The organism is Novosphingobium piscinae (genome assembly GCF_014230355.1).
Taxonomy (GTDB): domain Bacteria; phylum Pseudomonadota; class Alphaproteobacteria; order Sphingomonadales; family Sphingomonadaceae; genus Novosphingobium; species Novosphingobium piscinae.
The window spans coordinates 1-21,645 of record NZ_JACLAX010000031.1; the positions used below are offsets into that span (position 1 = coordinate 1).

The 21,645-nt window shown below is 69.8% G+C and carries 20 protein-coding genes; 10 read left to right on the forward strand and 10 right to left on the reverse strand.

The annotated features are described in order from the left end of the window. Together odhB and lpdA are read left to right on the forward strand one after the other, a co-directional pair. Window positions 1–963, forward strand: a 963-nt coding sequence (odhB, locus tag H7F53_RS16820; RefSeq protein ID WP_185680675.1) for a 2-oxoglutarate dehydrogenase complex dihydrolipoyllysine-residue succinyltransferase, incomplete at its 5' end; no start/stop codon positions are given. 229 nt (window positions 964–1,192) lie between these two features. Then, complete coding sequence (gene lpdA / locus H7F53_RS16825; RefSeq protein WP_185680676.1) at window positions 1,193–2,584, forward strand: dihydrolipoyl dehydrogenase; 1,392 nt, start codon at window positions 1,193–1,195, stop codon at window positions 2,582–2,584. 89 nt (window positions 2,585–2,673) lie between these two features. On the opposite strand, the gene H7F53_RS16830 is transcribed toward lpdA, so the two are convergent. From H7F53_RS16830 to H7F53_RS16840, 3 genes are all read right to left on the reverse strand, one after another. Beyond that, on the reverse strand, window positions 2,674–3,063 hold the full coding sequence (locus tag H7F53_RS16830) for a PilZ domain-containing protein (protein ID WP_281384834.1): 390 nt from the start codon (window positions 3,061–3,063) through the stop codon (window positions 2,674–2,676). 122 nt (window positions 3,064–3,185) lie between these two features. Further along, entirely contained in the window at window positions 3,186–4,271 is a 1,086-nt protein-coding gene (locus H7F53_RS16835; RefSeq protein WP_185680678.1) for an NAD(P)/FAD-dependent oxidoreductase, read from the reverse strand. Between the two features lie 8 nt (window positions 4,272–4,279). Then, entirely contained in the window at window positions 4,280–5,242 is a 963-nt protein-coding gene (locus tag H7F53_RS16840; RefSeq protein WP_343062125.1) for an alpha/beta fold hydrolase, read from the reverse strand. 122 nt (window positions 5,243–5,364) lie between these two features. Between H7F53_RS16840 and H7F53_RS16845 the strand changes: the two genes are divergently transcribed. From H7F53_RS16845 to H7F53_RS16875, 7 genes are all read left to right on the forward strand, one after another. Beyond that, window positions 5,365–5,853, forward strand: coding sequence for an A24 family peptidase (locus H7F53_RS16845; protein ID WP_185680679.1), 489 nt, complete (start codon window positions 5,365–5,367; stop codon window positions 5,851–5,853). 71 nt (window positions 5,854–5,924) lie between these two features. Then, window positions 5,925–6,959 (forward strand): Flp pilus assembly protein CpaB, encoded by a 1,035-nt coding sequence (cpaB, locus tag H7F53_RS16850; RefSeq protein ID WP_185680680.1) that lies wholly within the window; start codon window positions 5,925–5,927, stop codon window positions 6,957–6,959. A gap of 87 nt (window positions 6,960–7,046) precedes the next feature. After that, window positions 7,047–8,666: a type II and III secretion system protein family protein gene (locus H7F53_RS16855; RefSeq protein WP_185680681.1), complete on the forward strand. Its 1,620-nt coding sequence runs from the start codon at window positions 7,047–7,049 to the stop codon at window positions 8,664–8,666. Between the two features lie 14 nt (window positions 8,667–8,680). Continuing rightward, window positions 8,681–9,310, forward strand: a complete 630-nt coding sequence (locus H7F53_RS16860) for a CpaD family pilus assembly protein (RefSeq protein WP_185680682.1) — start codon at window positions 8,681–8,683, stop codon at window positions 9,308–9,310. A 3-nt stretch (window positions 9,311–9,313) separates the two neighbouring features. Continuing rightward, window positions 9,314–10,582 (forward strand): pilus assembly protein CpaE, encoded by a 1,269-nt coding sequence (locus H7F53_RS16865; RefSeq protein ID WP_185680683.1) that lies wholly within the window; start codon window positions 9,314–9,316, stop codon window positions 10,580–10,582. A gap of 38 nt (window positions 10,583–10,620) precedes the next feature. Next, the gene (locus tag H7F53_RS16870; protein ID WP_185680684.1) at window positions 10,621–11,592 is read left to right on the forward strand and encodes a type II secretion system F family protein; all 972 of its coding nucleotides are present in this window, start codon (window positions 10,621–10,623) and stop codon (window positions 11,590–11,592) included. A gap of 18 nt (window positions 11,593–11,610) precedes the next feature. Continuing rightward, window positions 11,611–12,615, forward strand: coding sequence for a type II secretion system F family protein (locus H7F53_RS16875; RefSeq protein WP_185680685.1), 1,005 nt, complete (start codon window positions 11,611–11,613; stop codon window positions 12,613–12,615). Between the two features lie 54 nt (window positions 12,616–12,669). Here H7F53_RS16875 and H7F53_RS16880 read toward each other — a convergent pair whose 3' ends face one another. The 5 genes from H7F53_RS16880 to H7F53_RS16900 form a co-directional block, all read right to left on the reverse strand. Next, the gene (locus H7F53_RS16880; protein ID WP_185680686.1) at window positions 12,670–13,131 is read right to left on the reverse strand and encodes a MarR family winged helix-turn-helix transcriptional regulator; all 462 of its coding nucleotides are present in this window, start codon (window positions 13,129–13,131) and stop codon (window positions 12,670–12,672) included. 244 nt (window positions 13,132–13,375) lie between these two features. Continuing rightward, window positions 13,376–14,245 carry an S-methyl-5'-thioadenosine phosphorylase gene (gene mtnP, locus H7F53_RS16885; RefSeq protein WP_185680687.1) on the reverse strand — a complete coding sequence of 290 codons (870 nt, stop codon included), beginning with the start codon at window positions 14,243–14,245 and terminating at the stop codon, window positions 13,376–13,378. Window positions 14,246–14,269: 24 nt separating this feature from the next. Then, complete coding sequence (locus tag H7F53_RS16890; protein ID WP_246438967.1) at window positions 14,270–14,938, reverse strand: TetR family transcriptional regulator; 669 nt, start codon at window positions 14,936–14,938, stop codon at window positions 14,270–14,272. Window positions 14,939–15,064: 126 nt separating this feature from the next. Continuing rightward, window positions 15,065–17,644 carry an ATP-dependent chaperone ClpB gene (clpB, locus tag H7F53_RS16895; protein ID WP_185680688.1) on the reverse strand — a complete coding sequence of 860 codons (2,580 nt, stop codon included), beginning with the start codon at window positions 17,642–17,644 and terminating at the stop codon, window positions 15,065–15,067. A gap of 156 nt (window positions 17,645–17,800) precedes the next feature. Further along, window positions 17,801–18,670, reverse strand: a complete 870-nt coding sequence (locus tag H7F53_RS16900) for a DUF6733 family protein (protein ID WP_185680689.1) — start codon at window positions 18,668–18,670, stop codon at window positions 17,801–17,803. Window positions 18,671–19,167: 497 nt separating this feature from the next. Here H7F53_RS16900 and H7F53_RS16905 point away from each other — a divergent pair, with 497 nt between their 5' ends. Then, window positions 19,168–19,725, forward strand: coding sequence for a DUF7010 family protein (locus H7F53_RS16905; RefSeq protein WP_185680690.1), 558 nt, complete (start codon window positions 19,168–19,170; stop codon window positions 19,723–19,725). A gap of 27 nt (window positions 19,726–19,752) precedes the next feature. On the opposite strand, the gene H7F53_RS16910 is transcribed toward H7F53_RS16905, so the two are convergent. Together H7F53_RS16910 and H7F53_RS17750 are read right to left on the reverse strand one after the other, a co-directional pair. Further along, window positions 19,753–20,433 (reverse strand): hypothetical protein, encoded by a 681-nt coding sequence (locus H7F53_RS16910; RefSeq protein WP_185680691.1) that lies wholly within the window; start codon window positions 20,431–20,433, stop codon window positions 19,753–19,755. A gap of 113 nt (window positions 20,434–20,546) precedes the next feature. Then, complete coding sequence (locus tag H7F53_RS17750) at window positions 20,547–21,317, reverse strand: DUF4197 domain-containing protein (RefSeq protein ID WP_246438968.1); 771 nt, start codon at window positions 21,315–21,317, stop codon at window positions 20,547–20,549. Between the last annotated feature and the right edge of the window lie 328 nt (window positions 21,318–21,645).

Genomic DNA, 21,645 nt, shown 5'->3' on the forward strand with positions numbered 1-21,645 from the left:
CCCGCTCCGGCCGCGGCCCCTGCGCCGGCTGCGGCCGCCGCGCCCGCCGCGGCCCCGGCCGACGGCGGCGATCCGGTCGCGCTCTCGCCCGCGGTGCGCCGGGCGATCCTCGAGTACGGGATCGATCCCAGCACGGTGAAGGGCAGCGGCAAGGACGGCCGCCTGACCAAGGAGGACGTGATCGCCGCCGCCAGCCAGAAGCAGGAAATGGCCAAGGCGGCCAGTCCCGCCCCGGCCGTCTCCGCCCCGGCCGCGACGGGCGAGCGCCGCGAGGAGCGCGTGAAGATGACGCGCCTGCGCCAGACCGTGGCCAAGCGGCTGAAGTCGGCGCAGGAAACCGCCGCCCTGCTCACCACCTTCAACGATGTCGACATGTCGGCGGTGATGGCCGCGCGCGACAGCTTCAAGGACGCCTTCGAGAAGAAGCACGGCGTGAAGCTCGGCTTCATGAGCTTCTTCGCCAAGGCGGCGGTGCTCGCGCTCAAGGACATCCCGGCGGTCAATGCCCAGATCCAGGGCGATGAGATCGTCTATTTCGACTATGTCGACATCTCGATCGCGGTCTCGGCCCCCAACGGGCTGGTCGTGCCGGTGGTCCGCAATGTCGACAAGATGAGCTTCGCGGATATCGAGAAGGCCATCGTCGGCTATGGCAAGAAGGCCCGCGAGGGCACGCTGACCATGGACGACATGAAGGGCGGCACCTTCACCATTTCCAACGGCGGCGTGTTCGGCGGGCTGATGAGCACCCCGATCATCAACCCGCCCCAATCGGCCGTGCTCGGCCTGCACCGCATCGAGGACCGCCCGGTGGTCCGCGACGGGCAGATCGTGATCCGGCCGATGATGTACATCGCCCTGTCCTACGACCACCGCCTGATCGACGGGCGCGAGGCGGTGACCGCGCTGAAGACCATCAAGGAAGCGATCGAGAACCCGACGCGATTGTTGATCGATCTGTAAGGAGAGGTTGGCGCGTGGCCTTCGACAAGCTCAGGCTGAGCGGGTCTTTTGCCTAGCACCCTGTTTCCGCTGAGGCTGAGCCTGTCGAAGCCTGCGCGCCGCCTTGTATTGAATGTACCGAGACCCGCTCAGCCTGAGCTTGTCGAAGGCCGCGCGCGACTCAAGACCCGACCCAACCAAGGTCCGCTCGGGCTGAGCTTGTCGAAGCCCGCGCGCCACGGAGGCCCCAATGGCTGAATACGACTACGACGTTCTGGTGATCGGTGCCGGCCCCGGCGGCTATGTCGCGGCGATCCGCGCGGCGCAGCTGGGGCTCAAGACGGCCTGCGCGGAAAGCCGCGAGACGCTGGGCGGCACCTGCCTCAACGTCGGCTGCATCCCGTCCAAGGCCATGCTCCACGCCTCGGAGTACTTCTACGCCGCCGCCTCGGGCGAGATGGCGAAGATGGGGGTCAAGGTCACCCCGGAGCTCGATCTCGACGCCATGCACGGGCAGCGCCGGGATTCGGTCAAGCAGCTGACCGGCGGGATCGAATTCCTGTTCAAGAAGAACAAGGTCGACTGGATCAAGGGTCGCGCCACCTTCGCAAGCGCGCACAGCGTCAAGGTGGGGGATCGCACCGTCACCGCGAAGAACATCGTCATCGCCACCGGATCGTCGGTCACCCCGCTGCCGGGCGTGACCGTGGACCAGAAGGTCGTGGTGGATTCGACCGGCGCGCTCGAGCTGGACAAGGTCCCGGGCAAGCTGGTGGTGATCGGCGGCGGGGTGATCGGGCTGGAGCTCGGCTCGGTCTGGGGCCGGCTGGGGGCGCAGGTGACCGTGGTCGAGTACCTTGACCAGCTGCTCCCCGGCATGGACGGCGACGTGCGCAAGGAAGCCGCCAAGATCTTCAAGAAGCAGGGCATGACCCTGAAGCTGGCAACCAAGGTGACCGGCGTCACCGTCAAGGGCGGCAAGGCCACCGTGGCGGTCGAACCCGCCGCGGGCGGCGCGGGCGAGACGCTCGAGGCCGACGTGGTGCTGGTGGCGATCGGCCGCCGGCCCAACACCGAGGGCCTCGGCCTCGACGCGATCGGGCTGGCGGTCAACGCGCGCGGGCAGATCGAGACCGACCACGATTTCGCCACCAAGGTCCCCGGCGTCTGGGCGATCGGCGACGTGATCCCCGGGCCGATGCTGGCGCACAAGGCCGAGGACGAGGGCATCGCCGTGGCCGAGAACATCGCCGGGCTGACCGGGATCGTGAACCACGACGTGATCCCGGGCGTGGTCTACACCATGCCCGAATTCGCCGGGGTCGGCCTGACCGAGGAACAGGCCCGCGAGAAGGGTGAGATCAAGGTCGGCAAGTTCCCGATGCTCGCCAACAGCCGCGCCAAGACCAACCACCAGCCCGACGGCTTCGTGAAGGTCATCGCCGATGCCAAGACCGACAAGGTGCTGGGCGTGTGGTGCGTGGCATCCGTGGCGGGGACGATGATCGCCCAGGCCGCCCAGGCGATGGAATTCGGCGCGACCAGCGAGGATATCGCCTATACCTGTCACGCCCATCCGACGCACAGCGAGGCGATCAAGGAAGCGGCCATGGCGGTGACGGGCAAGCCGATCCACATCTGATCCTGCCCGGCGCGGAGCATCGCGCCGGAACCGGATTCAGCAGCCGTGAACCAGGCACGGCGACCGCCTCAGGACAACGGCAGACGGCTCTACAGCTGCACCCCGCCGCTGACAAAGGCCGCCGCCATCCGCCGCACCGCCTCGCGCTTCAGGCCGGGCGGGCCGGCGCGATCGAGGTTGCGCGTGTCGAGCAGGTCGCGGATCGACAGGGCGGCGTCGAAGGCAAGACCGCAGATCGCGTCCTCGAACCAGCAGATCGTGCCCAGTGCCTCGTAGGTATGCCATTGCAGGATCGCGCGCTGGCCGAGCTGGTGGCCGCTCCCGCCCTGGAACCGCGCGCCGCGCAGCGACAGGTCGAGCAGCACCGCCTGGTGGGTGCCCTCGGCGGTGGTGACGATCGCCGGCAGGTGCACGCTCAAGCGGCTCTGCCGCCGGCTGCCCCGTTCCAGATTCAGCAATCCCTGTGCCTGCCCGCGCATGTCTCTCCCTGTCGTGCGCCCGCCGCGCGGCTCTATTCCCGGGCCTCTCAAGCCACGCCTAACACAGGGGGTTAAAGCCGCCTCGCCGCCCGCCTCCGGACTTGTCCGGGACGGTCTCGGGGTCAGGCGAAGCGGACAGGCCGGTAGGGCGCGGGATCGACCGGGCTATCGCCCGCACCAAGCAGGGCCGCGCCCAGCCGGGCGGCGGCCGGTGCGGTCTGGATGCCGAATCCGCCCTGCCCGGCGAACCACATGAAGCCCGGCGCATCGGGCGCCAGGCCATAGACCGGGAGCCGATCGGGCGCGAAGGTGCGCAACCCGGCCCAGCGGTGCTCGACCCGACCAACGGTCCAGTCCACCACGCCCTCGAGCCGGGCGATCGCCAAGGCCACATCAAGATCGTCGGGCGCGGCATCGCACGGCGGACAGGGCGTTTCGTCATGCGGGCTCAGCCAGAGCCGCCCCGCCTGCGGCTTGAAGTAGAACGCCTCGCCCAGATCAAGCACCAGCGGCAGGGTGGCCGGCGCCGCCGGGGTGATCCGCAGCTGCGCCACGGTGCGGCGGTAGGGCTGCAGCCCGAGCGGACGGACCCCGGCGCCGCGGGCGACCTCGTCGGCCCAGGCCCCGGCAGCATTGACCAGCAGGCCCGCGCGCAGGTGACGGCCGTCAGCCAGGTCGATCCGCCACTCGGCCCCGTCGCGGCTGGCGGCCGCGAAGCGCGCCCCGGTCCAGATTTCAGCGCCGCCACGCCGGGCTGCGGCCAGGCTGTCCTGGTGCAGCCGGGCGACATCGATGTCGCAGCAATCGGGCTCCATTGCCCCGGCCACCCATTCGGGGCGGAGGCCGGGGACCTGCGCGGCGATCGCGGCGCGGTCGAGCCGCTCGATCCGCACGCCCAGCGCCGCGAAGCGCGCGGCGAAGGCCGCCAGCCGGGCCTCGTCACCGGCGCGGGCGATGGTCAAGGCCCCGCGCGGGGTGAGATAGCCGCCGGCGTGCAGCGCCGGACCCGAGGCGGTGGTGAGCGGCTGGACCAGCGGGCCGCCGTAGCTTTCGGTCCAGAACGCCGCCGAACGGCCGGTGGCGTGGTAGCCGGGGGTCGGCTCGGCCTCGAGCAGGGCCAGCCGCGCCCCGCTGTCCACCAGCCGGGCGGCGAGACTGGCACCCGCCATCCCGGCGCCGACCACGGCGATATCGAATCGGCCTTCCATCGCGCAGGTCAGTTCCGGGCGGGCGCGGCGCGGTCAAGGAAATCGTCGATCGCGCCGAGCACCCGGTCGCGCACCGGATCGGCCTCGCGCAGCAGTTCGTGGCGCGCCTCGGGGCCGAACAGCAGCAGCTCGGCCTGCGGCAGCCAGGCCGCGGCGCGCCGGATCGCGGCGGGCGAAACCAGCCCGTCGGCGCGGGTCGCGGCGATGAACACCGGGGTGGTCACCCGGGCCAGCACGGCGCGCCGGTCGATCCGCCGGGTCGAGGCGATGGCCGCGCGCAGCCAGCCCCAGGTCGCCGGGCCCATTTCGAGCGCGGGGCGCTGCGCCCGCCAGGCCTGCTCGTCGGCATACCGCTCGGCATCGTGGGTCAGGAGCTGCGCGCGGTCGAGCCGGCCGGCCTGCGGCTTCTCGTTGCTGTCCCACGCCGGCCGGCGGGGATCGCCGATCAGGCACATCACCCCCGCGGCAAGCGGCAGCAGCCAGCGCGGCAGCCAGTCGGGCAGGAAACCGAGCATCGGCGCCGAGAGGACCAGGGCCGTCGGTGCGACCCGCCCCTCGGCAAGGGCGCGCAGCGCGAGGTGGCCGCCCATCGAATGGGCCACCAGCACCTGCGGCTGCGGCCGCGTTGCCGCCCAGTCGGCCCAGAACCCGGCGAGATCGTCGATCCACACCGCGAAATCGTCGACATGGCCGCTGGTCGCATCCCGGCCCAGCCGCCCCGACAGAGCCTGGCCGCGCCAGTCAAGCGCGGTCACCGCCCAGCCCTGCCGCCACCAGCCTTCCAGCGTTTCGAGGTATTTCTCGAGGCAATCGCCGCGTCCCGGCGCAAACAGTAGGGCCCCGCGCGGCTGCGCCGGGACCGGCCAGTCAACCCGGCGGATGCGCCAGCCATCGGCCGCGGCCCACATCGCCTCGACGCAATGGGCGGGCATGGCCCGGCGATCGAACGGGCGGTCCATGCCAGTCGTCACCGCGCTGCGGTCCTCATCCCGGTTGCATCCCTAATATCGCCCGCAAGCGCTTGGTTACCATTTGGTAAGTCGTTCATGGCACACCCGCATCCAGGCAAATAGGGCAAGGCGGGACAAGTCTCTTGCGCAGTGAACTCGTAACCTATGGACTGCTGGCGGCCTTGGCAATCGCGCTGCTGACCGCGGCCTTCACCGACCTGCGGCGGCGCCAGATCGACAACTGGCTGAATGCCGGCATCGCGCTGGCCGCGCCGGCCTTCTGGTGGGCCAGCGGGCTCAGTCTGTGGCCGGGCATGGCGCTGCAGCTGGGCCTGGGGCTGGCCGCCTTCGTGGTCCTGGCCGGGCTGTTCGCGCTGCGCGTGATGGGCGGCGGCGACGTCAAGCTGCTGGCCGCGCTGGCGCTGTGGATCCGCCCCGATCACTTCCTCTGGCTGGTGCTGGTGATGTCGGTGCTCGGCGGGGTCCTGACCGTGGGGTTCGGCGCCTGGCACGTCATGCGCCGCCAGGCCGGCCGGATCGCGATCCCCTATGGCGTGGCGATCTGCGCGGCGGGGCTCCTGACCATGTGGGGCAAGTCCTTGCCGGCCTTGCAGGCGCTGCCGGCGGGTTGACCTGATCTTAACCAATTTCGCGGATTTTCGACCGTCAGTTTCGGTCATTTGTCAGGGGGGCTGCTCAAGCCATGGACAAGAGAAAGCTCATGTTGCTGCTGGGGGCGCTGGTCGTTGCGATCGGTACGGCCCTGGCCGCCCGGAGCATGCTTGGCGGCGCCGCGGCGCCCGTGGCGCAGGCCGTGGCCCCGCCGGTGCCGCAGGGCCCCAAGGTGATGGTGGCGCAGCGCGCCCTCCCGGTCGGCACGATCATCACCCAGGACGCGCTGGTGTTCCAGGCCTGGCCGAAGGAGATGGTCAAGGACGCCTACTTCCTGGAGGGGAAGGTCGACGTCAACAAGCTGCTCGGCACGGTCGTGCGCTTCCCGATCACCGCCGGGCAGCCGCTGACCCAGGGCGCGCTGGTCCGTCCGGGTGACCGCGGCTTCCTGGCCGCCGCGCTCGGCCCCGGCATGCGCGCGGTGACGATCACCGTGTCGGCCCGCACCGGCGTGGCCGGCTTCGTCTTTCCGGGCGACCACGTCGACCTGATGCTGACCCAGACCGTGCAGCCGGTCGCCGCCGCGGGTGAGACCCGCGCGCTGGTGCCCCTGAACGTCGCCGAAACGATCATCCGCAACCTGCGCGTGCTGGCCACCGACCAGTCGACCGACACCGAGGTCGTCGAAGGCAAGACCGTGGTCAAGGCCTTCGGCACGGTCACGCTCGAGGTCAGCCCGAAGCTGGCCGAGAAGATCGCCGTGGCCGAGAAGCTGGGCACGCTGAGCCTGTCGCTGCGCTCGATCGCCGACAACCAGTCCGAACTCGAGCGCGCCGTCGCGAGCGGGCAGGTCAAGCTGCCGGCCGGCGCCAGCAAGGAGGAGGAGAACCGCCTGCTGACGGCGGCGCTCAACCGGCCGATCGACACCAACACCACCTTCCAGACCGGCGGCGACGTCTCGCGCTTCGGCACCAAGGCGATGGTCCGTCCGGCCGCCAGTGCCCCCAGCGCGCCGCGCCCGGCCCTGTCCGCACCCGTTTCGATGGGTCCCCCGCCGCCGCCGAGCGGTCCGTCCGTGCGGGTCACCCGCGGGCAGACCACCACGGTCGAGCAGACGAAGTACTGAGCCGTGGCACCCGCGCTCCCGCCCGCCCGGACCCCCGCTCTCCGGCCCCCCTCTCCCCGGCTCTCCGCCGCAAAGGGTTTGACCTTCATGACACGTCGCCTGAGCCCCTCGTTCCTGGCCGCTGTCGCGGTTCTGCCGCCGCTCGCGGCGCTGTCGGACCCGGCCGCCGCGCAGGTGGTCACCAAGCCCCGCCAGGAGATGGTCCTGTCGATCGGGCGCGGCCAGCTGATCAACGTGCCGGGCCGCATGGCCGACGTGTTCGTCGCCGATGACAAGATCGCCGACGTCCAGATCAAGTCGACCAACCAGCTCTACATCATGGCCAAGGCCGCCGGCGTCACCACGATCTATGCCAGCGACCCCAGCGGTACGGTGATCTTCTCGACCACGGTGCGGGTCGGCTCGAATATCGATTCGGTCGATCAGGTGCTGCGCGTCGCCATGCCCGAGGCCAAGATCGCGGTCTCGACCTTCGGCTCGGACACGGTGCTGCTGACCGGCACGATCCCCGCCCCCGAGGACGCCGCCGAGGCGCAGCGGCTGGTCCAGGCCTTCATGGGCAAGAGCACCAACGTGATCAGCCGCCTGCGCACGGCCACCCCGCTGCAGGTCAACCTGCAGGTGCGCATCGCCGAAGTCTCGCGTTCGCTGGTCAAGTCGCTGTCGTCGAACCTGACCTCGATCGAGAACACCGGCGGGTTCATGTTCGGCATCGGCCAGGGCCGCTCGCTCGGCACCTTCAACGTCGCCCCCAACGCCACCCCGGCGCCGCTCGGGATCGGCAACCGGGTGACCGGGACCTACTTCAACCCGGCCGATCCGGCCAACCCGATCACGGTCGAGGGCAGCAACGTCACGCCGCCCGGCGCGGGGCTGACCTCGCTGGTCGGCACCGGCCGGCTGTTCGGTGTCAACGTGCTCGGCGCGCTGGATGCGGGCGAGACCGTGGGCCTCGTCACCACCCTGGCCCAGCCCAACCTGACCGCGGTGTCGGGCGAGACCGCCGACTTCCTCGCGGGCGGCGAGTTCCCCATCCCGATGAGCCAGGGCCTCGGCACGGTCGCGGTCGAATACAAACGCTACGGCGTCAGCCTCAGCTACACCCCGACGGTCATGTCGAACGGGCGGATCTCGCTGCGCGTGCGGCCCGAAGTGTCCGAGCTGTCGAGCCAGGGCGCGATCACGCTCAACGGCTTCACGGTGCCGGCGCTGACCACCCGCCGCGCCGAGACGACGATCGAGCTCGGCTCGGGCCAGAGCTTCATGATCGGCGGCCTGCTGCGGACCAATTCGGCCAACTCGGTGACCAAGATGCCTGGCGTGGGCGACGTGCCGATCCTCGGCGCGCTGTTCCGCTCCACCGGCTTCCAGCGCGGCGAGACCGAACTGGTGATCGTGGTCACGCCCTATCTGGTCCAGCCGGTCGACGCCAACCAGATCAAGCTGCCGACCGACGGCTACCAGTCGCCCAACGACATCCAGCGCCTGATCGGCAACATGCAGAGCGACGGCCGTTCGGGCCGTGACCGGCCCAAGCCGACCGAGGCGCCGACCACCCAGGCCGGCACCCCCGCGCCCAAGGTGGGGGCGGCCGATCCCCAGGTCGACGCGGCGATCGCCCGGGCTCTCGCCGAAAAGGCCCCCCGCAAGGACAAGGCCCGGACCACTCCGGGCGACACCGCCCAGCCCGGCTTCAGCCTGAAGTGAGCGAGGACCGAACGATGCGCACCCCGAACATCACCCCTCTCGCCCTCGCCCTGAGCCTGGCGCTCGCCGGCTGCGGCGGCATGCCGACCAACCGCTCGCTCGAGAGCATCAACCAGCCGGTGGTCGAGAAGACCAACTTCGTGCTCGATCTCAACACCGGCCCGGGCGGCCTCTCGCTGCCCGAGCAGCGGCGCCTGTCCGGCTGGTTCGACACGATGGACCTGAAGTACGGCGACAAGATCTACATCGACGACCCGCTGGCCAGCGCCGGCACCCGCGCCGCGGTGGAAGCCGTGGCGGCGCGCTATGGCCTGCTGCTCAACGACGGCGCCCCGGTGACCCAAGGCTATGTCAATGCCGGCACCGCCCGCGTGGTGGTGGTGCGCGCCACCGCCAGCGTGCCCAACTGCCCGAAGTGGACCGGCGATTCCGATGCCAACTTCCACAATGCCACCAGCCCCAACTACGGTTGCGCGGTGAACAGCAACCTGGCGGCGATGGTGGCCGATCCGGAGCACCTGGTGAAGGGCGTCAAGGGTTCGGGCGAGACCACCATCGTCAGCGCGACCAAGGCGATCGACGTCTTCCGCGACCGGCCGGCCAAGGCCGGCGAAGTGAACCAAACCTCCAGCAAGAGCAACTAAGCCATGAACGCTCCTTGGAAGGCCAACACCCCGGGCAGTCGTGACCCCTTCGCCGCCTTCATCTGCGATGATGCCGCGCTCGACGTGCTGCGCCCGCTCGTGGTCGAGATGGGCTGGCAGCCGGAGAAGTGCCACAAGGGCGGGCTGCGCAACGCGGTGCAATCGCTGTCGATCACGGCCAGCCCGAACATCCTCATGGTCGACCTGTCGGAGAGCGGCGATCCGCTCAACGACATCAACGCCCTGGCCGAGGTTTGCGAGCCCGGCACGGTGGTGATCGCGATCGGCCAGGTCAACGACGTGCGGCTCTACCGCGATCTCGTCGCCAGCGGGATCCAGGACTACCTGCTCAAGCCGCTCACCGCGAACGCGGTGCGCGATGCCATGGCCCAGGCCCAGGCGGTGTTCGCCGCCCCGCGCCAGAGCGACGGCAGCGGCGCCAAGCGCCACATCTCGACCGCGGTGGTCGGCACCCGCGGCGGGGTCGGCGCCTCGATGCTGGCAACCTCGCTGGGCTGGGCCTTCTCGATGGAGCACAAGCTGCCGACCGCGCTGCTCGACCTCGACGTGCACTTCGGCACCGGCGCTCTGACGCTCGATCTCGAGCCGGGCCGCGGCCTGACCGACGCGATCGAGAACCCGAGCCGGATCGACGGCCTGTTCATCGAGCGCGCGATGATCCGCGCCAACGACAACCTCGCGATCCTCTCGGCCGAGGCCCCGATCAACACCCCGCTGATGACCGACGGCTCGGCCTTCGTGCAGCTCGAGGAGGAGTTCCGCCAGGCCTTCGAGATGACGGTGATCGACCTGCCGCGCAACATGCTGATCAACTTCCCGCACCTGCTGGCGGACGTGAACTGCGTGGTGCTGGCCACCGAATACACCCTCGCCTCGGCCCGCGATGCGATCCGCATCCTGTCGTGGCTCAAGGCCAATGCCGCGCACTGCCAGACCTTCGTCGTCGCCAACAAGGTGCAGCCGGTCAGCCAGGAGATCAGCAAGGCCGATTTCGAGGCCTCGATCGAGCGCAAGGTGAGCTTCACCATCCCCTATGACGCCAAGGCCGCGACCAATGCCGCCAAGCTGGGCCAGACCTTCGCCGAGGCCAACCGTAACGCCAAGAGCAGCGCGGTGATCCGCGACATCGCCTCGGCCATCGTCGGCGTCAGCGAGGTGGTCGAGGAGAGCGCGGGCAAGGCCAAGAAGTCGCTGCTGGGCAAGTTCGATCTCAAGAGCCTGCTCGCCAAGAAGGACAAGGCACCGGCATGAGCCGGATGGCCCGATCGCGCTAAGGCGGTGTCGCACCGATGAACCTGACCACCCTCCTTGTCCTGGCTTTCGGCGCGGTGCTCGTGCTGGGCATGGGGCTGGCCGCCTTCTCCGGGCCCAATCCCGCCAAGCACGGGATGCGCCGGCTGCAGGCGGTGCGCTTCCGGCACTCCGAGAACGAGATCGACCGGGTCGAGGCGCAGCTCAAGAAGGCGGTGGCGGCACGGCGGCCTCCGCCCACCAAGGTGGCGGGATCGGCCTCGCGCACCGAGGCCCTTGCGCTGCGGCTGCACCGGACCGGGATGGACTGGACGGTGCACCAGTACGTCTATGCCTCGCTCGGGCTGTCGACCGCGATCGCCTTCCTGGTCTTCATGAAGTCTGGCGCGCCGGTGCTGTCGCTGTTCGTCGGCCTGATCGTCGGCCTCGGCTTCCCGCACATGGCGGTGGGCTACTGCGTCAACAAGCGCATCGCCAAGTTCAATGCCCGCTTCCCCGACGCGATCGAACTGCTCGTGCGCGGCCTGCGCTCGGGCCTGCCGGTCACCGAAACCCTCGGCATCGTCTCGAGCGAGGTCCCCGGCCCGGTCGGCGAGGAGTTCAAGCTGGTGTCCGAGCGGATCAAGATCGGCAAGACGATGGAAGATGCGCTGCAGGACACGGCCAACCGGCTGGGCACGCCCGAGTTCCAGTTCTTCTGCATCACCCTGGCGATCCAGCGCGAGACCGGCGGCAACCTCGCCGAGACGCTGTCGAACCTTGCCGACGTGCTGCGCAAGCGCGCCCAGATGAAGCTGAAGATCCGCGCGATGAGCTCGGAATCGAAGGCCTCGGCCTATATCGTCGGTGCGCTGCCGTTCGTCGTCTTCGGGCTGATCTGGATGGTCAACCCGCAGTACGTGCAGAAGTTCTTCATCGACGAGCGACTGATCGTGGCCGGGCTGTTCGGCCTGTTCTGGATGTCGATCGGCGCCTTGGTCATGGCCAAGATGGTCAACTTCGAGATCTGAGCGGGGAAGAGAGCAGCCATGATTGCCGGAACCGCTAATCCCAAGCTCCTCGGCGTCGACGTCATCTGGGTCGGCTCGATCCTGGCGGCCGTCGCCGCGCTGGCCGTGGTCCTCGCGATCTATGCCGCGCTGACCGTACGCGATCCGATGGCGCGCCGGGTCAAGGCGCTCAACGAGCGCCGCGAGCAGCTCAAGGCCGGCATCGTGGTGGGCCAGACCCGCCGCCGCCAGAGCCTGGTGCGCAAGAACCAGACCACCGAATCGCTGCAGACCCTGCTGTCGAAACTGCAGGTGCTGCAGGACAGCCAGATCCGCGACATCCAGCAGAAGCTGGCCTATGCCGGCATCCGCAAGAAGGAATATGCGGTCGCGGTGATCTTCGGACGCATGGTGCTGCCGATCGTGCTCGGCCTGATCACCGCCGCCCTGGCCTACTGGACCAACACCTTTCCCGAGTGGAGCAGCCTGAAGCGCTTCGGCCTGTTCGCCGGGGGCGTGATCCTGGGCTACAAGGCGCCCGAGCTCTACATCGACAACATCGCCAAGAAGCGCACCGACGCGATCCGCAAGGGCCTGCCCGACGCGCTTGACCTGCTGGTGATCTGCGCCGAGGCCGGTCTGACCGTCGACGCCGCCTTCGGCCGCGTGGCGCGTGAGCTGGGCCGGGCCTATCCCGAGCTGGGCGACGAGTTCACCCTCACCGCGATCGAGCTGTCGTTCCTGACCGAGCGGCGCCAGGCCTTCGAGAACCTGGCCTACCGGGTCAACCTGGAAGCCGTGCGCGGCGTGGTGACCACGATGATCCAGACCGAGCGCTACGGCACCCCGCTGGCCTCGGCGCTGCGCGTGCTATCGGCCGAATTCCGCAACGAGCGGATGATGCGCGCGGAAGAAAAGGCGGCGCGGCTGCCGGCGATCATGACCGTGCCGCTGATCCTGTTCATCCTGCCGGTGCTGTTCATCGTGATCCTGGGGCCGGCCGGCTGCTCGATCGCCGACGCCTTCGCCTCGCAGAACAAGTAGGACCGGGGCGGACGGCGGCGCCGTCCGCTCACCCCGGCGCGGGATACCCCCGGCTCAGGCCGCCTGCGAGCTGTCGAGCCACTTCACGGTGTTGCGCACCCGCCCGAGCAGCTGGCGCAGCTGGCGCCGCTCGATCTCGCTGAGATCGGCGAAGACGCGCCGCTCGATCGCGAAGGCCGCGGGCATCATCTCCTTGTGCATCGCCCGGCCCGTGTCGCTCAGCTCGAGGTGGTGCGAGCGGCCGTCGCGGTCGTTCGGGCTGCGCATCACCAGCGCGCGGTCCTCGAGGATCCTGCAGGCGCGGTTGACTGCCACCTTGTCCATCAGCGTGGCGCGGGCCAGGTCGCGCTGGGTCAGCGCCCCGGCATCGCCCAGCACGGCCAGCACCCGCCACTCGGGCAGGCGCAGGTCGAACCGCTCGCGATACTCCTCGGCGAAGACGTCGCTGACTGACTCCGCGGTGAGCGTGAGCAGGTAGGGCAGGAAGTCGGCCAGGCGTGAATTGCGGGTCGGCATGATCGGCTCCGCTGGTTCGAACAAGGGTCATCGCGCCGGGCCGGGCTCGGCTGCGGCCCCGCGTGCGCTGCCAAGCTTGCCGCCCGAATGCAAGCGTCGCCCCGGCGCCCGGCGGGCTGACGGAGCGGGAATTCCTTTAGGGGCGGATAGAAATATTGTCGCCACCGATCTGCCGCCCGGCGATCGAAGCCAACCGACCTAGCGTCATTTGTGTAATTAAGTTACAATCAGGCGCAAGACCCGATCAGCCCAGCACGCGGCCGGCCACGGCATCCAGCCGCGCCACCAGCTGCGGATCCCGCGCGCCCGGCGCCGTGGCGAAGGCATGGTCCAGCGCGCGGTCGATCGGGCTGGCGCTGCGGCCGGGCGGAAGCAGCCGGGCCAGCTCGCGCACGGCGGTGCGAGCCCGCGCGGCATTGGCCTTCATCACCGCGAAGACCTCGGCCGCCTCGACCCCCGCTTCGCTCGGCCGCCAGGCGTCGTAGTCGGTGACCATGCCGAGCAGCGCGTAGGGCAGCTCGGCCTCGCGGGCGAGCCGGGCCTCGGGCATCGCGGTCATGCCGATCACGTCGGCGCCCCAGGCCCGGTACATCAGGCTCTCGGCGCGGGTGGAGAACTGCGGCCCCTCGATCGCGACATAGCAGCCCCCGGCGTGGACCGTGGCCCCGGCGGCGCGCGCCGCCGCGGTCGCCAGCCCGGACAGCCGCGGGCAGATCGGATCGGCCAGGCTGACATGGGCCACCAGCCCCGGCCCGAAAAACGAGCGCGCCCGGCCCTCGGTGCGGTCGATGAACTGGTCGACCGCGATCATGTGACCGGGGGCGAGCGCCTCGCGCAGCGAGCCGATCGCGCTCAGCGCCAGCAGGTCGGTGACCCCGCAGCGCTTGAGCACGTCGATATTGGCGCGGTAGTTGACCGCCGAGGGGGTCAGCCGGTGGCCGGCGCCGTGGCGGGCGAGGAAGCTGAAGCGAACCCCGCCGATCCGCCCGGTGGTGACCGGACCCGACGGCTCGCCGAAGGGTGAGCGCACCGCGATCTCCTGCGCCTCGTCGAGGCCGATGCCTTCGGCCAGCCCGGATCCGCCGATCACTCCGATGTGCCAGGCCTGGTCCATCCCCGCTCTCCCTGTCCGGCCGCGTCAGCCGCGCGGCACGAGGATGCCCGCGACGACGAATTCGTCGAGGTGCGCGCGGTAGCGGTCGCGCAGCGCCTCGTCGAGCACGTCGGTGTCCGAACAGTAGCGCAGCACCAGTTGCGCGGTGAAGAAGCGGTCGGCCGCACCGATCACGGTGAAATAGAACAGCTGCGGATCGACCGGCCTGAACACCCCGGCGGCCACCCCTTGGGCGACCAGCGTCTCATAGGCCGCGAACATCGGCTTGAGATAGCTGCCCGCCAGCCGCTGCGCCTCGGCCGGGGCACTCTCGCGGATCAGCCGCAGCAGCAGGCGGTGGGTATAGGGGGTGCGGAAGAAGTTCTCGACCACCTGCGCCATGTGGATGCGCAGCTTGGTCTCGGGATCGTAGTCGCGCGCCAGCAGGACTTCCATCGCCTGGACGCGGACCGACCACTCGCGGTCGATCAGGGCGCGCAGCAGGCCGGCCTTGTTGCCGAAATAGTACTTCACCAGCGCCGAGTTCAGCCCCGAGCGACGCGACAGCTCGGACAGCGAGACATCGTCGATGTCGCCGCCGCGCATGATCGCACTGGCCGCGTCGAGCAACTGGGTACGTGCATCGGGCGCGCTGGGGGGGCCATCCTCGCCCTCGCCGGGGCCCGGGGTGGGGTCCATGCTGTCGAACTGCATGCGCTGTCCTTAGCCCAGTCGGGCGCGGGCGTCAGCCAAAAGGCGCAACCTTCCGGATTCTGCCCGCAGCCCGACCAGCGGTGCACCGCGGCCGTCGCGCCAGCGGACCCCGCGGTCGGGCTCCGGTCAGGTGACCGCCATCGCCAGCGCGCCGTCGCCCTCGTCGATCTGCACCGTGCTGCCATCGGGGATCTCCCCCGCGAGCAGCCGCTCGGCCAGCGGATCCTGCAGGTAGCGCTGGACCGCGCGCTTGAGCGGCCGCGCGCCGTAGACCGGATCGTAGCCGACCCGCCCCAGCCACTTGCGCGCGCCCTCGGTCAGGTCGAGCACGATCTTGCGGTCCTTGAGAAGCTGCTGCACCCGCGCCACCTGCAGATCGACGATCGGCGCCATGTGCTCCTGCCCCAGCCGGTGGAACAGGATGATCTCGTCAAGCCGGTTGAGGAACTCGGGGCGGAAGTGCGCGCGCACCACGTCCATCACCTGCGGCTCGACCGCGGCCACATCCTGCCCCTCGTCCAGCCCGGCCAGGTACTGGCTGCCGAGGTTGCTGGTGAGGATGATCAGCGTGTTGGTGAAATCGACCACGCGGCCCTGCCCGTCGGTCAGCCGCCCGTCGTCGAGCACCTGCAGCAGCACGTTGAAGACATCGGCGTGGGCTTTCTCGACCTCGTCGAACAGGACCACCTGATAGGGCCGCCTGCGAACCGCTTCGGTTAGAACGCCGCCCTCATCATAACCTACATAGCCCGGAGGGGCGCCGATCAGGCGGCTCACCGCATGCTTCTCCATGAACTCCGACATGTCGATGCGGACCATCGCGTTGGCGTCGTCGAACAGGAAGGTGGCCAGCGCCTTGGTCAGCTCGGTCTTGCCCACCCCGGTCGGGCCGAGGAACAGGAACGAACCCAGCGGCCGGTTGGGATCCTGCAGCCCGGCCCGCGCGCGGCGCACCGCCTTGGAGACGGCGACCACCGCGTCGTGCTGGCCGATCACCCGCTGGCCGAGCACCTCCTCCATGCGCAGCAGCTTCTCGCGCTCGCCCTGCAGCATGCGGTCGACCGGCACACCGGTCCAGCGGCTGACCACCCCGGCGATGTCGTCGGCGGTCACCTCCTCGCGCAGCAAGGCATTGCTCGTCGCGCCCTGGGCCTCGGCGAGCTGGCGTTCCAGCTCGGGGATGCGCCCATAGGACAGCTCGCCCGCCTTGGCGTAGTCGCCCTGGCGCTGCGCCTGGTCCAGCTCGACCCGGGCGGCGTCGAGCGCCTCCTTGAGCTTGGACTCGGCATTGATCTTGTCGCGCTCGCCCTGCCAGCGGGTGGTCAGCTCGGCCGACTGCTGCTCGAGATTGGCCAGCTCCTCGCGCAGCGCGGCGAGGCGGTCCTTGCTCGCCTGGTCGCTCTCCTTGCCGAGCGCCATTTCCTCGATCTTGAGCTGGATGATCCGCCGATCGAGCTTCTCGATCTCCTCGGGCTTGCTCTCCACCTCCATGCGGATGCGGCTGGCGGCCTCGTCCATCAGGTCGATCGCCTTGTCGGGCAGGAAACGGTCGGCGATGTAGCGGTTGGACAGCGTCGCCGCCGCAACGATCGCGCCGTCGGTGATCCGCACCCCGTGGTGCAGCTCGTAGCGGTCCTTCAGTCCGCGCAGGATCGAGATCGTGTCCTCGACCGTGGGCTCGCCGACGAACACCGGCTGGAAGCGCCGCTGCAGCGCGGGGTCCTTCTCGACGTACTTCTGGTACTCGTCGAGCGTGGTCGCACCGATGCAGTGCAGCTCGCCGCGGGCGAGCGCGGGCTTGAGCAGGTTGCCCGCGTCCATCGCGCCCTCGCCCTTCCCGGCGCCGATCAGCGTGTGCATCTCGTCGATGAACAGGATGATCTCGCCCTCGGCGCCCTTGACCTCGTCGAGCACGGCCTTGAGCCGCTCCTCGAACTCGCCGCGATACTTTGCACCCGCGATCAGGCTGCCCATGTCGAGCGCCATCAGGCGGCGGTCCTTGAGGCTGTCGGGCACGTCGCCGTTGGCGATGCGCAGCGCCAGTCCCTCCGCGATCGCGGTCTTGCCCACGCCGGGTTCGCCGATCAGCGCCGGGTTGTTCTTGGTCCGCCGCGCGAGGATCTGCACGGTGCGGCGGATCTCCTCGTCGCGGCCGATCACCGGATCGAGCTTGCCGTCGCGCGCGGCCTGGGTCAGGTCGCGGGCATACTTCTTCATCGCCTCGAAGCTGTCCTCGGCGCTGGCGCTGTCGGCGGTGCGCCCGCCGCGCAGCGCGGTGATCGCCGCCTCGAGCGCTTGCGGCGTGACCTGCCCGGCCTTGAGCGCCTGGCCCGCGGCGGTGGTGGTGGCCAGTGTCAAGGCGACCAGCAGCCGCTCGACCGTGACATAGCTGTCACCGCTCTTGGCCGCGATCTGCTCGGCCTGGTCGAGCACGCGCACCGCATCGTTGTCGAGCCCCGGCGTCGCCTGCGCGCCCGAGCCCGAGACCGCCGGCAGCTTGGCCAGCGCCGCGTCGAGCGCCTGAACCACCGCCGCCGGGTTCCCCCCGGCGCGCTGGAGCAGCCCCGCGGCCATGCCCTGGTCATCGTCGAGCAGCGCCTTGAGCAGGTGTTCGGGCCCGATCCGCTGGTGGCTGAGCCGGATCGCGACGGTCTGCGCGGCCTGGAGAAACCCCTTGGCCCGGTCGGTGAACTTTTCGAGATTCATGGGTGAATGCACCTCCTGTTACCCGCGAAGGTAGTGTTGCGTTTGAGCAACACAAGGAGATGGATCAAAAATTGTCCCCGCGTCGGGCCATGGCCCGACCGGCGGGTGGCGGGTCGGCGTGGAGGGGCGCCGGGGCGGCCTCCACGCCGGGCCCGGTCAGAAGCTCATGCCGACGCTCATCTTGTAGAAGTCGCCGCTGTCGCCGTCGCCGATCGAGGAACCGCCGGTGAAGCGGGCGAAGAAGCCCTGCGGCAGGCTGAACTGCACATAGCCGCCCAGCCATTCATAGGTCTTGCCGTCCGAGGCGCCCGGATAGGTGTTGCGGGTGTTGTACAGCAGTTCCCAGTGCGGACCGAACGAGACGTTGCTGGTCGCCTTGTAGCCGGCGTTGATCCAGGTGTGGGCGAAATCGAGCGCGGCGTTGCCGTTGCGCTGGCGCAGCGCCGCATAGTAGCCGCCATAGTACTCGGCTTCGAACTTGGCGTCGCTGTAGTTGATGGTCAGGCTGGGGACGATACCATCGAGGAACCGCGCGCCACGCGTCCGCCCGGCGACGATCTCGCCGCCCGAGAGCAGCGACCCGTTGGTGATGCCGAGCTGCGGCTTCACCTTGAGCCGGCCATCGGCGAGATTGAAGTTCACGCCCACGCCGAACTCGGTCCACAGGTCGTCACCGGTGTTGCCCTGCCCCAGACCGAAGGCCGGCTTGGTCCAGAAGGTGCCGTAGAAGCTGAGGTCCATCTTGTCGTTCACGGGGATCAGGCCAGTGAACGAGGGGTTGAAACCGAAGAAGCTGTCCTGGTTGAGCGCGACGGTGTAGCTCGGCTTGCGCTGCGGGGCGCTGCCGCCACCCGCCGCATCCTGCACCACGGTCCGGATCGCCGGCGCGCTGGCTTCGCTGCCATCGGCCTCGGTCAGGGTCTCCTCGCCGGCGGCCAGCGCATCGGCTTCGGCACGGGCGGGCGACGCCGCGAGCGCGAGGACAAGGGCGGCCGGAGCCACGGCGGCAACAAACTTGGTCTTCATGTGGAACGCTCCCTGATTGCTAGGTTTAGCGTTCCTCCCGCGGCCAACCCGTCACTCCGTCTGCCAGATCCCGCAGGACCCGGGGGAGCGTATCGCGCCAGCAGTGCGAGTTGTAGCGAGCCAACACCGCCCAAGTTTTTCGCAATTGCGAAGAAATATGAAAATCGAGACAGATCCTGACATGAAATTATGACATTATAGCAATATCCGGTCGCCGCTCAGACAAGCAGAAGTGCTACCCGACGGGCGGACCGACGCGCAGCATGGATGAATGATAATTATATTTTTCAATATTTTACTTAGTTCATCAAGGTCCCGGGCGCCACGGCATCACCCGTTCGGCGGGATACACGGCACTGCAGCATAATGTTGCAATGCCGCACGTTCGAACGCGGTTCGCGGCGATCCCGTCTGGCCAACCCTTGCCTTGGCGGCGCAGGCTGCGCACAGTGGTCCGCGCAGCCGACCGGCGGCGCAATCACCAGGGGGACCCAGCGATGATCGTCACCGATGCCCAGGCGGATCTGCGGCGGGCCTATGTCGGAGGCGGACCGGGTGCGGTGGTTTCGGGCCTGGTCTGGCTGGTCGCCGGATGGGCCACGGGACGCCATGGCACCGGTGCCGGCTTCGCCCACCTGTTCCTGGGCGGCATGCTGATCTTCCCGCTGTCCAAGCTGGTCTGCCGCTTCGGCTTCGGCCGGGCCAACGAATTGCCCGGCAATCCCGGCGGAACCCTGGTGCTCGAGAGCACGGCCGCGTTGATCGGCGGGCTGATCGTCGCCTGGCTCTTGCTGCCGCTGCGTCCCGGACTGGTCTTCCCGGTCGCCGCGCTGGCGGTGGGCACGCGCTATGTCCTGTTCCAGAGCGCCTACGGGGACCGGGCCTACTGGCTGCTGGGCACGCTGATCAGCGCCGTGGCCCTGGCCGGGGTGGCCCTGCCCGCCAGCCAGGGCTGGACGGTCTGGACGGTCGCCGCGATCGAGCTGGCTGCCGGCACCCTGATCATTCTGGCCGACCTGCGCCGCACGCCGCCGCGCGCGCCTACGCTGCACTGAGGCGCCACGGGGGCGGCGCAGCTGGCCTCAGAACCCGTAGCCGAGCGAGAGCTGGAGCACCGGATAGACCTTGTACTGGTCGATCCTCGCATTGACCTGGGTCTGCTCGTCGGCGAGCTGGGCCTGGAAGGCGGGGTCGCTGGCGAGGGTGCCGTTCGCGGCCAGATCAGCCATGCGCGGGGTGCCCTGCAGCATCACCCCGCCGTCGATGGCGAAGGTCACCCCGCGGGCCTTGCCGGTGCGGTAGCCCACGGTCAGCACCGGGGCGAGATCGGGCACGGTGACAGTCCCGGTCAGGGTGCCGATCTGCGCCGGGGTGAAGCTCAGCTGACCGACCGTGACCGGCCCGTTCGGGGTGGCGCTGAGCCGCACCTTGTTGCGGTTGACCCGCAGCCCGGCGGACAGGCGCAGCCCGTTGCGGAACGGGTAGAGATCCACCGTGCCACCATAGGAGCCCAGCCGCAGCTGGCCGCGATAGTCGATATCGTTCACCCCGAACGTGTGGTTGACCCCGAGGAAGGTGGCGCTGGCGCGCAGGCCGATCACCGGCGATGGGCGGAAGGTGAACTCGGGCCCGGCGCCCAGCGAGCCCAGCGTCAGCGCCGCCTCGATCCGCGGGGCGGGACGGTCGGCCTTGTCCTCGGCCTGGGCCAGGCCCGGGCAGGCCACAGCGAGAGCGGCCCCGGCCGCGATCCTGGTCAGCGTCATCGTTGGTCTCCGCGCGGCAGCCCACGCGGGCGCCCGTTCGCGGTCGGGATGGGGCCCGAAAGGTAAGGATCGACCTTCCGGCCCTGGTTAACGCCGCCTGACCCTGCCGCCGCCTATTGGCCGAGCAGACCCTTCAGGGCCCCGCCCAGCGCGCCCACCGGGTTGTCGCGCAGGCGCCCCTCCTCGCTGCCGATGTAGCGGAAGATCCCGTTCAGCGCCTGCTCGGTGACCGAGCTGCCGATGCGGTCGCGGGTCAAACCGGCGGTGCGCAGCAGCGGGGTGCTGGCGGCCACCCGGTCCAGTTCGCGCAGCGCGCCGACCTGGCCGAGCCCGCGATCGACCAACGGCCGCAGCCGGGCGGTCAGGTCAGCCCCGGCACTGGTCCGCAGAAACTGGGTGGCGCCATCGCGCTGGGTGGCGATGCCCGGCACGTCGGCCAGGCTGAGCCGGCCGATCGCGGCGCGGAAGATCGGCTTGGCCTCGCGCGCGGCCACCCCGGCCGCTTCGTTCAGCCGGCGCACCAGCGGCTCGGTCAGCCCCAGCGCCTGACCCTTGTCGAGCGCCGAGAGCAGCGCGCCGCCCAGCCCTCCGCCCAGCCCGCCGCCCTGGCCGCCACCCGGGGCGCTGCCCGTCCGCCCGATCAGCGGCAGGGCGATGCGCACCGCAGGATCGTTGTAGAACGCTCCCGGCCGGCCGAGCGTGTCGAGCGAGGAATCGGTCGCGCGGGCGAGCATGTCGCGCAGACCGGACTGGAGCCCGCCGCCGGTTACGCCCGCGGCGCGCAGCGGTGCAGCGAGGCTGATCGCCCCCACCCACAGCGCCATGTTGAAACCCAGTGCGCCCAGCAGGGCACGGCGATCGAGCGACCGGTGCGACGTATCCATGTTTTTTCTCTCCCGTGGCGAATGTGACACGGTCGGCGCGGTTAACCAATCACGTTAACGATTTTTTGCGCCGTTAGCCCGGGAGTCCGCCCCGGCCGCCGCCCGCAGGACCAGTCAGCCCCGCCCGGTTTGGCACTAGCATTGCGATCGGCGCGGGCTAGGATCAGACCCATGTCCGTGACCCCGCGCCTGATCGCCGTTTCGCTTCCCGCCCTGCTCCTGGCCGCCTGCGCCGCGCCCGGCACGCCGCCGCCGGTCGCGCTGGCCCCGCCAGCCGCTGCCACCCCGCCGCCGCCCGCCCCGGTCCCGGCGCCCGCGCCCTTGGCCG

Bases quoted from the DNA above. Each gene is read 5' to 3' on its own strand.
- H7F53_RS16905 (WP_185680690.1), top strand. From the start codon at position 19,168: ATGATCGTCACCGATGCCCAGGCGGATCTGCGGCGGGCCTATGTCGGA.
- clpB (WP_185680688.1), bottom strand. From the start codon at position 17,644: ATGAATCTCGAAAAGTTCACCGACCGGGCCAAGGGGTTTCTCCAGGCC.
- H7F53_RS16830 (WP_281384834.1), bottom strand. From the start codon at position 3,063: ATGCGCGGGCAGGCACAGGGATTGCTGAATCTGGAACGGGGCAGCCGG.
- H7F53_RS16865 (WP_185680683.1), top strand. From the start codon at position 9,314: ATGAACGCTCCTTGGAAGGCCAACACCCCGGGCAGTCGTGACCCCTTC.
- H7F53_RS16910 (WP_185680691.1), bottom strand. From the start codon at position 20,433: ATGACGCTGACCAGGATCGCGGCCGGGGCCGCTCTCGCTGTGGCCTGC.
- cpaB (WP_185680680.1), top strand. From the start codon at position 5,925: ATGGACAAGAGAAAGCTCATGTTGCTGCTGGGGGCGCTGGTCGTTGCG.
- H7F53_RS16870 (WP_185680684.1), top strand. From the start codon at position 10,621: ATGAACCTGACCACCCTCCTTGTCCTGGCTTTCGGCGCGGTGCTCGTG.
- mtnP (WP_185680687.1), bottom strand. From the start codon at position 14,245: ATGGACCAGGCCTGGCACATCGGAGTGATCGGCGGATCCGGGCTGGCC.
- H7F53_RS16855 (WP_185680681.1), top strand. From the start codon at position 7,047: ATGACACGTCGCCTGAGCCCCTCGTTCCTGGCCGCTGTCGCGGTTCTG.
- H7F53_RS17750 (WP_246438968.1), bottom strand. From the start codon at position 21,317: ATGGATACGTCGCACCGGTCGCTCGATCGCCGTGCCCTGCTGGGCGCA.
- H7F53_RS16900 (WP_185680689.1), bottom strand. From the start codon at position 18,670: ATGAAGACCAAGTTTGTTGCCGCCGTGGCTCCGGCCGCCCTTGTCCTC.
- H7F53_RS16880 (WP_185680686.1), bottom strand. From the start codon at position 13,131: ATGCCGACCCGCAATTCACGCCTGGCCGACTTCCTGCCCTACCTGCTC.
- lpdA (WP_185680676.1), top strand. From the start codon at position 1,193: ATGGCTGAATACGACTACGACGTTCTGGTGATCGGTGCCGGCCCCGGC.
- H7F53_RS16835 (WP_185680678.1), bottom strand. From the start codon at position 4,271: ATGGAAGGCCGATTCGATATCGCCGTGGTCGGCGCCGGGATGGCGGGT.
- H7F53_RS16875 (WP_185680685.1), top strand. From the start codon at position 11,611: ATGATTGCCGGAACCGCTAATCCCAAGCTCCTCGGCGTCGACGTCATC.
- H7F53_RS16890 (WP_246438967.1), bottom strand. From the start codon at position 14,938: ATGCAGTTCGACAGCATGGACCCCACCCCGGGCCCCGGCGAGGGCGAG.
- H7F53_RS16860 (WP_185680682.1), top strand. From the start codon at position 8,681: ATGCGCACCCCGAACATCACCCCTCTCGCCCTCGCCCTGAGCCTGGCG.